Source organism: Paenibacillus sp. FSL R7-0333 (genome assembly GCF_038000365.1).
GTDB lineage: Bacteria > Bacillota > Bacilli > Paenibacillales > Paenibacillaceae > Paenibacillus_AQ > Paenibacillus_AQ silagei.
On record NZ_JBBOBZ010000001.1, the window covers coordinates 7,324,888 to 7,338,057 of the forward strand.

Consider the following 13,170-nt stretch of genomic DNA (forward strand, 5'->3'; position numbering starts at 1 on the left):
ATTGTCTTTTGACGACTAATTATTCAAATTAACATATCCGAGAGGAAGTACTTAATATGAAAATCAAAAAACTCTATCACTATCCTTCTCCCCCCTCCCAATGCCTAAAACAGCAACCTGTCGATAGCGGCGAACATCTAGCTATTATCACAAATGCCAGGAAAAAACAGCATCATCTCCTTCTGGAAGTCGATGTTCATCCTGATGGACATGATACTATACATCGTCTAGCCTACTCCATCATTGAAGATTGGAGATGGGGAGGAGAGTTTGTAAGCACTTTGACAGATTTAGGAGCACTACTGCGTCAAGGGTCTTATTTTGATCCATCCAGTCTCGAAGGATTACCATTAATCGTGAACATTGATGCTATTGAGGACGAAGATGGGCAGCCCTTATATAAGGTAAAACATATTCGACTCGCCACTGAGCGGGAGGCCACCCGAACAGATTTCGATGAAGAAGATTCATCTGATTTCGATGACGTTTTCAGCCCTTATGCTCATAATGATGAGTTCGAGGATGAGAACGAGTTAGACAGTGACGAAGACGATCTGGCTCTTGAAGATGACTTCATCTGGGAAGATTAATCGGTTTAGACTGCTAAAGCCTACTATACAGAATTGAGGTTTCCATATGGATGATAATAAAAAACCCAGACCCAGAAAGGGCTTCTCACAAAAATCTTCTTCTAAAATGCAGAGTGAGGAAAGCCAGAAACAGAACGAAGCCCAAAAGCTAATTTCTCTCTACTCAAAAAATCACTTTTTTCGCGACCAGCATGACGAACCCTACTGTAAATTGGTTGAGAATGGGGATTCGAAAATATTTAAGGTGAACAGCAAGGATTTCAAATTGAACCTTAGTCGTATGTTCTACCTCTCCGAGGGTAAACCGCCCAGTCCTGATACACTCAAGCAAGCCGTTCATCACTTCGAGGCAATGGCTATGTTTGATGGTAAGGTCAAGAGGCTTGAACGGAGGGTAGCCCAAAAACAAGGATTCTATTTCTATGATTTATGTGATTCGAAAATTGGTACCGTTATGATATCAGCAACGAAATACCAAATCATCACCAAAGATCCATGCATCTTTTATAGAACCAAAAATATGTCTCCACAGTTTGAACCTAATTTCTCTTGTACAAAAAGTTTACTCAAGCTTTTGTCCAAGCATTTTCGGACACAGCGCAGTTCAGACCTGCTCCTATTGGCTATCTATATCATATCTTGTCTTGTACCTGAAATCCCGCATCCACTCCTTGTCTTTACCGGAGAAAAGGGGGCAGCAAAATCAACCACAATGCGTATGGTAAAAGCTGTAGTCGACCCCTCCAAGATCGATCTGCTCTCCATGCCTAACAGCAATGATAATCTAGCCATACAGCTTAACAATAACCACACCCTTGCATTCGATAATCTAGACTACCTTTCATCTGAGCGTTCAGACCTGCTCTGTATGGCTGCTACGGGTGGGAGTATCAGCAAGCGTAAACTATATACCGATGATGACGAGATTATCCTCAATCTTAAGCGGTGCGTCATGCTTAATGGTATCAATTCTGTCGTTACTAGGTCGGACCTTTTGGACCGTTCTATTGTTATTGACATGAAGCGTATCCCTGCTGAGGATCGCAAGGATGAAAGCACAATATGGAATTCATTCTATGCTGATCTACCGGATATTCTTGGAGCTTGCTTCATCACTCTTTCCAAGGCTATGAGCATCCATCCTACAGTCCAACTCTCCAAGTTACCCCGTATGGCTGACTTTGCGAAATGGGGATATGCCATTGGTGAAGCTCTAGGTGATCACGGTGACAATTTCATAAAGTATTACGAGCTTAATCAAAAGCGTGCCAGTGCGGAGATATTGTCAAACAATCCTGTAGCTGCATCCATCTTAAAACTCATGGAGAAGCAAGAACAGTGGAAGGGAAGTGCGACCAGTCTACTCTTCACCCTAGACCATATATGTATGAATATGGGGATTCGAAGGTTCGGAAAGCACTGGCCTGATAGTCCCAACTCTCTAACACGGCGCATGAACAATCTACGTTCAAACCTGGAGCAATCTGGTATATTCTTCGAAAGCCGAAAGAATGGGGTAAGAACGATAACCATTAAGAATGTAAATGCCAAGCAAAGCAAAAAGCCCCGCAAATAGCAGAGCAGTAACCGTACCTATATCTAATCGGACTCAATACCTGAATAGTAGAATTTATCGTCCATAGCGTCCTTTACGTCTTGAGCATAGACGGTAAGGTCACTAAGGGCAGTATTCGGAAGTAGATTAGGGGTAATGGGGAACGTCTCTCTAATGATATGTAAATATTTTGAAATATATATTATATATGGGTACCCCTGGAGTAACAGGGGGCCTATATCCGTAAGGAGGCGAATATATTGCTCACTATCCAATGTACATCCGATTTTGCAAAATACCGTCAAACCCTATCCCCCTGTCTGCTGGAGTCTGTATCACAAGAGCTTTACCAGCTATGCGAGTTGCTGACTTCCCACGAAGATGACCTTGACTTTTGGCTTGATACCTCAAAGCATACCATTGACTGTATGGAACAACTTGAACCTCTAACCAGCCTAAAAACCTTAGGACTCGCATACCCTTTTGTCCATATTGATTATGTAGAAATTTATGTACATCCAGAAGTGCAGTATTATCGAGTTCTGCTTCTATATGATAATGAAAGTTTCAAGACTGTCTTTTCTCTAAAGGGAACTCAGAACACTCAACTGGAGGAATGGCTTGCGAATCAAGCAATTCATGGGGAGGCTGAAAACCAATGAAAAGCAAAGACAAGGAGCCACCCGCAAAACGCATTCAGGTACTAAGTCTCCGTATGGTTCGGGAGCAATCATCTATCCTTTACCCCGAGCGCAGGATCAGAAAACCAGAAGATGCTGCTCAGCTTTTCAGGCAGTTCATTGGTGATTGCGATAGAGAATGCTTATGTCTGCTGACCCTAAACACTAAGAATGAGCCACTCGCCTTGCAAATTGTATCCGTAGGAACATTGAATGCCTCTCTTGTTCACCCTAGGGAGTTCTACAAAATTTGCATATTATCGAATGCCGCTTCTGTTATGTGTGCTCATAATCACCCTAGTGGGGATCCTTTACCAAGTAGAGAAGACATAGAAATTACTGAACGCCTTCGTGACTCCGGTACGCTGCTTGGCATAGATTTCATTGACCATTTGGTTCTCGGCAGTGGACAGTTCGTGAGCATGAAGGAACGGGGATTAATGTAATCTCTACTTCTATAACACAAACATTTATACCTACTTTAAGGGGGAAGCATCTGTGGAAATCATGACAGCAACCAACGAAATGAACTTATTCATTGATATCCTTTCCGATATGATCTGCCATTACCTTGATACTCATTCTTTCGTTCTTGCCGATTCTCTAGCTGTACCAGCCCAGGATATTTCTACGGACCAAACATTGAAGGCAGCTTAGGTGATCGTATGGCATATAAAATTATAGCAGCGCTGTATATCCGCGTATCAACCGAAATGCAGGTAGAAGGATACAGTCTGGACGCTCAGCGTGAGGCACTCCTTGAATACTGCCAAAGGATTGGCGCAGAAGTGCACAAGGTGTACATTGACGCCGGGCGCTCAGGTAAATCAATTGAAGGCAGACCTGCTCTCCATGAGCTGCTTGCTGATGCCGAAAAAGGCTGCTTCAATCGTGTAATGTGCCTGCGCCTCAACCGGCTATCCCGTAATCTGAAGGACCTCCTCACCGTTGTGGAACTTCTGGAGAAACATCAAGTTGGGCTCTACAGTCTCAAGGAACGTTTGGAAACCAATACGACGATGGGAAAGTTCGTTCTGCAAATGATGGGTGCGACAGCCCAGCTAGAACGGGCACAAATCTCTCAGAACGTACAACTCGGAATGCGTGAGCGTAGCAAACAGGGCAAATGGAACAGCGGAAACCAGGTCTTGGGCTATATATGGCTCCCGCATCCTGTTGACCCAAATCTTTCACGCGTGGAAATTGTACCTGAGGAGGCTGTATTGGTTCAGGAAATTTTCGCTTCCTACGCTAGCGGTCAAGGATATAAATCCATCGCTAACCAACTGAACAAAAGAGGAGTTTGTACCAAACGTAAGAAACCTTTCAGCGCTACTTCTATCCGTGGAATCCTGAACAACTGTAACTATATCGGAAAGGTTCAATTTACTTCAAATAGCTCTCAAAAACAGCTTGTAACCGGAACCCATGAAGCGATCATAACAGAAGAATTATGGAAGCAAGTTCAGCTTCAGTTATCCCACCGCTCTCATTCTGTAACAAAAACTAATCAACGTTTCTTTCCACTATCCGGGTTGCTCAAATGCCCGGAGTGTGGACAAGGGATGATACCTGGACATGTACGAAGGTTCCGCAAATATGGCGCTATATCCCGTTCTCAGTATTACATCTGTGGGCGCTCCTCCAATCACGGATCATCCATCTGCCGATCAAACCATGTCAGAGCTCCGGAAGTCGAGGCTTGGGTCAACGAACAGATTATACATTTTCTGAGTAATCCATCTATTGCTGCAAAGCTCATCACAGAAATCAACCAACGACGGGAGAACACTCTGGAACCCCATCTTAAAAAGATACGGCAAATTGATGCACAGTTAACTTCATTGAAGAATCGTAACCTTCGTTGCTTTGAACTTTTTGAAGACGGTCATATCAATAATGACACACTGAAGGAACGCCTGAGCGAGATCAAAAAGGAATCCGACCTTCTTGTACAAGAAAGAGTAACTGTGGAGCGCTTAATATCACAAACCCCAGAACACTCTTATCCTAAAACAAGTATCCAACAGGCGCTTGGAGATATGCGGACGATCCTGCATACCGCTCAACCAGAGCAGCAAAAGGCACTATATCGCAGCCTGATCCGAAGCATTGCTATCTCACCTGACCGAGACATACAAAAGACCGTCATTTACGGCAATATCGCCCTGCTCAATCTGCAAATTCCAACAAAATAATTCGAAAGGGCGAATACCAATATGCAAAAAATAATACGAGTGGCCATCTATGCGCGAGTAAGTACGGATGAGCAAGCAGAGCATGGATACTCTATTGATGCTCAACTGGACACTCTGCGAAACTACTGTAAGCTGTATAACAAGCAGATCATTGGCGAGTATGTAGATCGTGGAGTAAGTGGAAAGAGTATGAAGGGAAGATATGAACTCCAACAACTACTTAAAGATGCCGAGGGCGAACTGTTCGATGAAGTCATCGTCTGGAAGATCAATCGGATGGCACGCAAAAATATCGACCTGCTTCAAATCGTAGATTTGCTAGACAAAAACAATATCGCTTTCCGCTCCTTCTCCGAAAATTTCGAGACAGAAACCCCTATGGGCCGCTTCGCACTTCAAATGATGGGAGCCGTTGGCGAACTGGAGCGAAACACCATTGTAGACAACGTGAAGATGGGACATAAGCAGCGAGCCAAAACTGGAAGCCACAATGGTAAGGTTCCGCTGGGCTATCGTGTGGTGAAAGGATCTGCTGAAGGTCGTGGCAAAAACACAGAAGTGGTTATTGTAGAAGTAGAAGCTATGCTGGTCCGTAAGATATTCGAGCTGTATGCTTCCGGCAAGGGTCTCAAATCTATCGCTAATTCCCTTAACAAGGAAGGATACACAACCAAAGCGAACGGCCCCTTCTCCACTTGCTCCATCCGCGACTTGTTGGATAATCCGATGTTCATAGGTAAGATACGTTACAACCAGTACGAGAATTGGAGTGAAAAACGACGTAAAGGGAAAAGTGCAAATCCTATTCTCGTTGATGGACTACATCCGGCGATTATCGACCAAAGCCTTTGGGACAAGGTTCGGCTGCTCCGGGAGAAAAAAAGCTCTATGCCCAAAAAGCGCTTCGAAGGAGAGTACTTGCTGACCGGAATCATCCGTTGCCCCGAGTGTGGAGCGGCCATGACGGCAAGCCGAACGGTCAATCGGATGAAGGATGGTACCAAAGTAACTCGAATGTACTACTCCTGCAGCAGTTTTCGCAGTAAGGGTAGCTCTGTATGTCACGCAAATAGTATCCGCAAGCTGGAGGCTGAACAAGCAGTTATGGATAGAATTAAGAATGTACTGGTCAAGCCACAATTACTGAAAGCTATCGTTAAGAACGTCAATGAAAGGAAGGTAGGCCGAATAAAGCCGCTTCAGGAGGAACTGGCTAGTTCAAAGGCTAGAATCGCCAAGCTGGAGGAGAACAAGCGGAAATACCTTTCCTTATATGAAATGGACCAGATCGACCGTGACCTATTCTCCGAGCGCCTGAATGGCATCAATGGCGATTTGGACGATGAATTGACGCGAAAGTCCAGACTGGAACTAGAATTGCGTGATGACGAGGCTGAGCCTGTACCCTACGAGCTTGTGCGTTCCCTGATGGAACGGTTCGATGATCTGCTCCGAAAGTCTCCATTCGAGCAGCGTAAGACGCTCCTGCACCTGATCGTCAAGAAGATCACCCTGGACGACAGGCGAAGGATCAAGGATGTGGAACTTAGCTTCAATTCGGAGACCGAAAAGCATTTTTTAAGCGTAGCCCCTTCTACTGATAACATGGCGGAAGGGGCTTTCTCTGTTAAAGAGAAGGCCCTAAGACTTAAAAGCAAACTCCACATATATATTTAATCGTTTCTTGCTTAAGAAACCCCCAACATGTGAAAATTAATACATGATTCTTATTTGTTCACTCGGTTCAGCAGTTCCTCTACTCTAGCTCGACTAAACTTCCACTCATCTGGTATTTTATCATGAGCTCCCACTGCAAGCCCAGACTTCCATATGTGATTTTCTTTTAAAATAGTCTCTCCCAATCCATTTCTACTATTTTTCAAACGTTGGACTACCTCAGTTGGAGTAGCCAGGTAACTACGGGGAAGCTCCCCCTTTATCAAATCTACACCTTTAAACTGCACCAGACAAAGTACTGTCATCTCTTTATGTTTCGCTAACCATAAATTAGCCGCTTCATGGTATGTTCTATCTTTCTTATAACTTTGAGTTAATCCCCAGGCCCCATCTTGGCTACCTTTGACCGACACTTTAAGCATTCTGTCTCCCTGTACGACTACCAAGTCATATTCTGGCTGGTTTGCACCGTATTGTACCGACACATCAAAATCACACCATGCAAATAATGATGCCGCAAGTGCTTCAGCCGCCACTCCTACTTGATGTTGGTTCATTTCATTACTCCTGTTATGAATTCGGGATAATAATCATTTTTGTGACTCATTGCTGTGATAACGTTTTGCACAGATATGGCACCTCTATGTATAGATTTAGGTCTGAGGAAGATTAATTAATATTTCATCTGGTTCATCTGGTTCATATGCTTCAAACAACATATCTAGGAACTTTGATTTTCTGATAATGCTACTGGTCGAGGCAATAAAGGCGTTTTCTGCATCAACATTTTCACCTCTTCAACATTGAGCGACAAATCATTTACAGCTGGCAGATACAAATCAACATTACAAAATGTGATATGCTTTTTCTTGTCACTCCTCACAGTATTGATCACTCCTATATCAATTCCATATTGCTTCATCGTTAGGAGCATTAACCAAAACCTCACTACATCATAATCATCCAATGGACGCATTCCTTCAATAGAGAGGGGCATTCTGTTAAAAACATATCCTGTTATTACAACAGCGGTCATAAAAGCCCTTATGTCTGAAAAATCTCCGCTTTCAATTATTGCAATTGAATGATAAATAGCTTTCAATACTTGTCCAGATAGACGTCCCGATAAAGTATATCCGATATATGTATCTCTTAAATACCCATTAGTTATCTCTTTTACTGTCTCAAGATAAACTTCTGGTGTATTAGCGAGAACTGAAAAATTATACTTATTTGCAGAGCACCGCTTATACCCATTTCGTTTTATGGCTGAGACTAATACCAATTCATTTTTGGCATCCGACACAACGATAGGAGAGTGAAATTTTGAAATGGGCTCAAAACTATTCGAAGCAATAATGCTATGTTGATCATCCAATTTTTCTAATTTTCTAAATGAATAGGGAGAGTATTGCTTAATCCCTATTCGTTCTAGAGTTTCCGTATCACTATTGTTGTAGCCTCGCTGCGATGAGACATTGTTGTATTGTTGTTCACTTTTATGGGTATGCCCAAATATTCGCCAACTATTATCACCTTTAAGTGCTGTTGTTGAACTCCACCAACAATCTTTGTCTTCATTCGTAATATTAATCATAGGAAAATGGGTGACTATTAACACCTTCTCCTCATTATTTAATACATCATTAGCGAAATTCACCCAATCATTGTGCAAAGCTATAACCTTTTTAGGGCTAAAATCTTTTACCTTTTGCACATCTGGAAGACCCATAAACTGCCTCAGAGTGACTTGACGCTTTCCCCGCCGAAAACTCGTCCAACCTGTATCGCCAATAACACAAATATCGTTATAATAATATTTGCGACCAGTAACAAGAAACTTGAAGTATTGATTATCTTGCGTTTCTTTAGAAAACAGCTCGATAATATCCTGATGGCTCTTTGTACCGTCATTCCAGTAATCGTGATTGCCCAACACGAAAAAACCCAAAACTTGTTTTTTCTCTAGTTCTTTCACAAATGAGAGCGTCTTCTTATAGCTATTAAAAAAATCTCCTGCTAAGCATAATATGCTGTCAGAATACCATTCCTTTATAAATGTAATAAAATCATCTTTCATTAACGAAGCTGCTCTTGGCTTGAATTTTCTTTTTGTAAAATCAAAATGCAAATCAGATATGAATAAAATCGGATTCTCTGTCGATTCAACGGGGACATTGTTATTCGAAATAATCAAGTTAGCCATTAGAACTATCACTCCTATTACTTTTATAATAGATTGAATGACTCATTGGAGATTCTTTTGTGCGGTAAATTAGTCCTGTTGCCTCAACCAATGCTCTCATTAATGTAATCGTGAAGGAATTTACACTAAATAGCAAGCACCTTGCAAAAACTGTGATCTTGTATCAAGTGATGAAACCGAAAAGCATTTTTAAGCATTACCCCTTCCGCTGATTATATGGCGAAAGGGGCTTTCTCTATTAATGAGAAGACCCTAAAGCTTTGTCATAAGCTTCATATTTGTATTTAGCACAAATTAGTTATTCAAAAGGAAACTTCCCTCAATCCTTCAACTCTCTATGCCTTTAAAACACTCCTTCGATCACGTATACTAGTTGCCTTATAAAATTTCCTCAATTGAAGTAAAATGGAAGTATTGAATAGGAGGGGAAATAATGTCGGCAAATCTCCCAAGCAAATCGGACATCATCCGCCAGTTGCATAAAGAAGGCAAATCAATTAGCGAAATTAGCAAAATACTCGATATTCGCTATCAGCATGCTTACAATGTGATAGGCAAACGTACTAATAACGAAGGTCCGACTAAGCTAACAATTCAAGTTACACCAGAGGGTAACGAGTCCAAAAGTGTCCTTACCCCAACTAAATCACAGAGAAGAACCGTTGGGACAGGCATGTTCTCGAGAATGAATTATCAGGTTCAACGAGGTATGAAGGAGTTATATTTGTTACGCAATCTTCCACAGGTAGAATGGGAAGAAATAAAGACCTTCTTTAACCGAGAATGTGCTTATTGTGGAACTCCCGATACTGGCGACTCGAGAAATGGACTTGTACCAGACCACCTCATTGCAGTTGCAGAAAACGGAGATTTCGTACTAGGTAATGTAATCGCTGCTTGTCATTCATGTAACGACCAACGAGGGAAAAAGCCTTGGAGGAAATGGCTAGAGGATAAATTCTTAGCAGAGGCTCCTGATCGAATTTCGAAAATTGAATCCTATCTTGAATGCTACCCCTACATCCCCCCAGCCGGGCCTTGGGATCGTTTAACCGAATCTGAGTTGACCCAGTATTATAGCATCATGAATGATTGGCAGGAGATCTGGCTACGTGCGCTGAAACTCCGAGACCAGGTGAATGCTCGCAGAAAACTATCCGATTCCATAATTGATTCAGATTACGAGAACGGAGAAAACGCGAGTATATGATTATTCAGTAAACATTTTAAATTAAACATGGCCCCTTCTACAGTTAATAAAGTGGAGGGGCTTTATCATTGAGAAGGGATGTCTTGAATACAAAGTACGCAAAAGAAAAGTCACTTCCAAAAAAAAATGTTTACAACGTATTACGTTGTAAACTATAATTGAATTAATAATAAAAGGAGGGTTTTAAATTTATGAATAAAGCCGCTGAAAAAGCTCTACAGGATATTCTTATTGGTCGCTCCCTACATAAAAGAGGTTTCTTAAAGAAAAAACAATCAGCCCGATTAATGATTCCCCACTTTCGAATTCTAATACAGTTGGCTACGTCAACAAAAGAAAATATCAGTAATAAAGAGCGCGCCCACCAACGTAATTTAACCTCTACCAAAGCAGGTATAAAACATGGGTATTCTAATATTTCAGCTTTTTTACATGCAGGAAAATATGATACTTGTTCCCCTAAAAAAATTGAAAAGGCTGCTATAAACCTATCCAAAGAAATTTTAGGTAACAAAAGAACAAATAAAATTGTCGATGGTTACAAATACAACTATCATCCATCTCTTAGAGAAGCAATTTCATTTAAAAATGATGACTCCTCATTTTTCCATTAATCTTTTTGGTGATATTAATGGTGAGAAAAAGCGAGTCAACTACTGTTTCTTTCAGGCTGTCAGTAGAAGATAAAAATATTATCACTGATGCAGCACTGGAACTTGAAATTTCTATGTCTGATTTTATGTTAATGAAAATTTTTCAAGAAGATAGACTGGTACCTATTTACTTAGAAACGATCAGTAAAAATATTGATAATCTTGATTCCGATAAAATATTTTATATAAGCGAACAACTCCCTGTTAACTGGAGGATTATTTCAAAACGCACTAGGAAAAAAATTTTAAAAAAAGTATTGGACCTTATGGATGAGGGGGAAATTGAGGCGAATTATCTCACATCAGAATGCCAGAACTCGCATAAGGATATATTGTGCAAAAAGTTGTCTCCCGATATTTTTGCCCTCCTAGAAAGCTTTAAAGACGATGATTGATGATTAAAGATTTGCTCACAATTACTTATACAAAAAGAAACTCACCTTATCCACATATGGATGGTCGGTTTCTTTTTATTTTATCCAACAGCTCATTAGAAAGTTGCTCCCTTATTACAGCAAAATGAGAAAAAATTCGCCCTACTTATGGTACGGTTCCCCCCGATTTATCTTCACCGCCCGGTACACCTGCTCCACCAGCACCAGCCGCATGAGCTGGTGGGGCAGCGTCATGCGGCCGAAGCTCATGCGCTGCTGGGCGCGGCGCATCACCTCATCGGAGAGGCCGTGGCTGCCTCCGATGACGAAGACGACATGGCTCGTCCCGTAGGTGCCGAGCCGGTCGATCTCGGCGGCAAGCTCCTCGGAGCTCCAGAGCTTGCCGTCAATCGCGAGCGCAATGACATGCGCCTCGCTCTTGATCTGCGCGAGGATGCGCTCGCCCTCGCGCACCTTCACCTGAATAACCTCTGCGTCGCTGAGGTTATCAGGGGCTTTCTCATCCGCCACCTCAATCATCTGGAACTTGAGGTAGGGCGTGAGCCGTTTGGCATATTCTGCGATGCCGAGCGTCAGATACTTTTCCTTCAATTTGCCTACGCTTATCAGTTGAATTAACATAGTTCCTCCATCGGTCTGATCTTGTCATGTCCCTGTATTTTATCACATCCCTGTCCATAAGATTCCCTGCTTTCTACGCGCACCCTGTAACATCAAAAGAAGAGCCACCCTTCACGGATGGCCCTAAGATACTTCACTTGCCCTTCCCTTATTGGTTAGGCATATCCACAATCAACTGCTGTGTAATCTTACGGTCTTTCATATTGGTGAAATCCAGGCGAAGCGACTGCGGTTTATTCAAGAAGAAGTAGCTCTCTGACACGATTTTCATCTCATGGTCTGCATAGGTATAGACAGAAGCTCCCTCTTGCGATTTATAATCACCGGTTCCGTTCTTGACCAATAGCGATGGATTATATTCCATATAGAAGGTCTCCATAAACTCTCTGTTTTTAAACAAAGCTTCGTCTGAGGATAATGTGGTTATCGTCGTGAACGGTGTCAATTCCAGCTTTACTTTAATCTTGTGCCCTGCCACATCAATCGTTTCCTCCGGCGTCAGTGTACGGGTCTCCTGCTTCCAAACCTTGGGATTGATATCAAAGGCCACCTTCAGCACAGGGCTATACTTCACGTTGGACTTGATTGCATCATACTTCTTCAGCAGTTCAGGACTGTAGCTGAACGATGAGGTCTGGTCCGGGTTGTCCGCATGGGCCTTTTCGGTGGCAGCGAGCATTTCAGCATCCAGTGCCTTTAGCTGGTTCAGCTCAATGGCGGTTAATGTGCCTAGCTGAAACTCAGCAGCTACTTTTTTGGGAGGCGTGGTCAATGGACTGCTTAACGGGATTTTAGCAATTCCATATAGAATATGATCTTTCTTTGCTGGACTTGCGCCTATGACTAGAGCATCATTGAATTTCTTGCCACTGATGACCTTGCCCGTAACCGCATCGGACAATTGGAGACTATGACCCTTTGGCGGCATGAACACGAATGCTCTCTTACTGTCGGCTTGGGCTGTAAAAAGGATGATCAGCTCATATTTGTCTGCGATAAAACCGTTTACCGTCAACTGGTAACCGTCTTTTTTGACGACTGTGTTCAGCGGCTGCACCAGATTGTGTTTGATGGCATACTCAACCTGTCGATAACCCTGAATCTCGGGATTTACAAAGGGCGCAAGCGCTGCCGACGGTTTCGCGGCGGTTGCCGAGGCGGCCAAAGCTTGACCTGTCACGGCAAAAGGGCTAAGCACCAGCGCTGCGGTTGTCATGACTGCGACGATGGCGGTAGATAGCCGGTTCCTGGAGGACCGCCGTTTATTTGGTGCCGACCCTTGCTTTTGTTCCTGTCCTGGATGCATCTGCGCCGTATGTGAGATCTCCAGTTCATTCCGCTTCATACTAATCATTGTTGCACTCTCCTTCAATACAAGTTGGTTG

At 42.7% G+C, this 13,170-nt stretch carries 14 protein-coding genes; 10 read left to right on the plus strand and 4 right to left on the minus strand.

Annotated features, from left to right (window positions below; genetic code table 11):
- The first annotated feature begins 56 nt into the window (after positions 1–56).
- The 7 genes from MKY86_RS31525 (at position 57) to MKY86_RS31555 (ending at position 6,700) form a co-directional block, all read left to right on the plus strand.
- Positions 57–590: a hypothetical protein gene (locus MKY86_RS31525; protein ID WP_076084056.1), complete on the plus strand. Its 534-nt coding sequence runs from the start codon at positions 57–59 to the stop codon at positions 588–590.
- A gap of 46 nt (positions 591–636) precedes the next feature.
- The gene (locus tag MKY86_RS31530; protein ID WP_076084059.1) at positions 637–2,166 is read left to right on the plus strand and encodes a hypothetical protein; all 1,530 of its coding nucleotides are present in this window, start codon (positions 637–639) and stop codon (positions 2,164–2,166) included.
- A 239-nt stretch (positions 2,167–2,405) separates the two neighbouring features.
- Positions 2,406–2,807, plus strand: coding sequence for a hypothetical protein (locus tag MKY86_RS31535; RefSeq protein ID WP_076084061.1), 402 nt, complete (start codon positions 2,406–2,408; stop codon positions 2,805–2,807).
- A complete protein-coding gene (locus MKY86_RS31540; protein WP_076084064.1) occupies positions 2,804–3,271 on the plus strand; it encodes a JAB domain-containing protein in 468 nt (155 codons plus the stop codon). The genes MKY86_RS31535 and MKY86_RS31540 overlap by 4 nt, the downstream gene beginning before the upstream one ends.
- A gap of 52 nt (positions 3,272–3,323) precedes the next feature.
- Entirely contained in the window at positions 3,324–3,482 is a 159-nt protein-coding gene (locus MKY86_RS31545; RefSeq protein ID WP_340827722.1) for a hypothetical protein, read from the plus strand.
- Between the two features lie 8 nt (positions 3,483–3,490).
- Positions 3,491–5,023: a recombinase family protein gene (locus tag MKY86_RS31550; protein WP_076084067.1), complete on the plus strand. Its 1,533-nt coding sequence runs from the start codon at positions 3,491–3,493 to the stop codon at positions 5,021–5,023.
- Positions 5,024–5,044: 21 nt separating this feature from the next.
- Entirely contained in the window at positions 5,045–6,700 is a 1,656-nt protein-coding gene (locus MKY86_RS31555) for a recombinase family protein (RefSeq protein ID WP_076084069.1), read from the plus strand.
- Positions 6,701–6,750: 50 nt separating this feature from the next.
- Here the strand turns inward: MKY86_RS31555 and MKY86_RS31560 are convergent, their stop codons facing one another.
- Together MKY86_RS31560 and MKY86_RS31565 are read right to left on the minus strand one after the other, a co-directional pair.
- Complete coding sequence (locus MKY86_RS31560) at positions 6,751–7,257, minus strand: hypothetical protein (protein ID WP_076084072.1); 507 nt, start codon at positions 7,255–7,257, stop codon at positions 6,751–6,753.
- Positions 7,258–7,421: 164 nt separating this feature from the next.
- Positions 7,422–8,906, minus strand: coding sequence for a metallophosphoesterase (locus MKY86_RS31565; RefSeq protein WP_076084075.1), 1,485 nt, complete (start codon positions 8,904–8,906; stop codon positions 7,422–7,424).
- Between the two features lie 433 nt (positions 8,907–9,339).
- On the opposite strand from MKY86_RS31565, the gene MKY86_RS31570 reads away from it, so the two are divergent.
- The 3 genes from MKY86_RS31570 to MKY86_RS31580 all read left to right on the plus strand — a co-directional run bounded on the left by MKY86_RS31570 (position 9,340) and on the right by MKY86_RS31580 (position 11,164).
- On the plus strand, positions 9,340–10,116 hold the full coding sequence (locus MKY86_RS31570) for an HNH endonuclease (protein ID WP_076084095.1): 777 nt from the start codon (positions 9,340–9,342) through the stop codon (positions 10,114–10,116).
- 191 nt (positions 10,117–10,307) lie between these two features.
- Complete coding sequence (locus MKY86_RS31575; RefSeq protein ID WP_076084098.1) at positions 10,308–10,730, plus strand: hypothetical protein; 423 nt, start codon at positions 10,308–10,310, stop codon at positions 10,728–10,730.
- A gap of 20 nt (positions 10,731–10,750) precedes the next feature.
- On the plus strand, positions 10,751–11,164 hold the full coding sequence (locus MKY86_RS31580; protein WP_143803863.1) for a hypothetical protein: 414 nt from the start codon (positions 10,751–10,753) through the stop codon (positions 11,162–11,164).
- Between the two features lie 141 nt (positions 11,165–11,305).
- Here MKY86_RS31580 and rlmH read toward each other — a convergent pair whose 3' ends face one another.
- Positions 11,306–11,785, minus strand: a complete 480-nt coding sequence (gene rlmH, locus MKY86_RS31585; RefSeq protein WP_036699737.1) for a 23S rRNA (pseudouridine(1915)-N(3))-methyltransferase RlmH — start codon at positions 11,783–11,785, stop codon at positions 11,306–11,308.
- A 148-nt stretch (positions 11,786–11,933) separates the two neighbouring features.
- Complete coding sequence (locus tag MKY86_RS31590; protein WP_076084104.1) at positions 11,934–13,139, minus strand: DUF4179 domain-containing protein; 1,206 nt, start codon at positions 13,137–13,139, stop codon at positions 11,934–11,936.
- Positions 13,140–13,170 lie beyond the last annotated feature (31 nt).

What these genes read in the sequence shown, in the direction of transcription:
- MKY86_RS31525 (WP_076084056.1), top strand. Translation starts at nt 57, where the DNA reads ATGAAAATCAAAAAACTCTATCACTATCCTTCTCCCCCCTCCCAATGC.
- MKY86_RS31530 (WP_076084059.1), top strand. Translation starts at nt 637, where the DNA reads ATGGATGATAATAAAAAACCCAGACCCAGAAAGGGCTTCTCACAAAAA.
- MKY86_RS31540 (WP_076084064.1), top strand. Translation starts at nt 2,804, where the DNA reads ATGAAAAGCAAAGACAAGGAGCCACCCGCAAAACGCATTCAGGTACTA.
- MKY86_RS31550 (WP_076084067.1), top strand. Translation starts at nt 3,491, where the DNA reads ATGGCATATAAAATTATAGCAGCGCTGTATATCCGCGTATCAACCGAA.
- MKY86_RS31555 (WP_076084069.1), top strand. Translation starts at nt 5,045, where the DNA reads ATGCAAAAAATAATACGAGTGGCCATCTATGCGCGAGTAAGTACGGAT.
- MKY86_RS31560 (WP_076084072.1), bottom strand. Translation starts at nt 7,257, where the DNA reads ATGAACCAACATCAAGTAGGAGTGGCGGCTGAAGCACTTGCGGCATCA.
- MKY86_RS31565 (WP_076084075.1), bottom strand. Translation starts at nt 8,906, where the DNA reads ATGGCTAACTTGATTATTTCGAATAACAATGTCCCCGTTGAATCGACA.
- MKY86_RS31570 (WP_076084095.1), top strand. Translation starts at nt 9,340, where the DNA reads ATGTCGGCAAATCTCCCAAGCAAATCGGACATCATCCGCCAGTTGCAT.
- MKY86_RS31575 (WP_076084098.1), top strand. Translation starts at nt 10,308, where the DNA reads ATGAATAAAGCCGCTGAAAAAGCTCTACAGGATATTCTTATTGGTCGC.
- rlmH (WP_036699737.1), bottom strand. Translation starts at nt 11,785, where the DNA reads ATGTTAATTCAACTGATAAGCGTAGGCAAATTGAAGGAAAAGTATCTG.
- MKY86_RS31590 (WP_076084104.1), bottom strand. Translation starts at nt 13,139, where the DNA reads ATGATTAGTATGAAGCGGAATGAACTGGAGATCTCACATACGGCGCAG.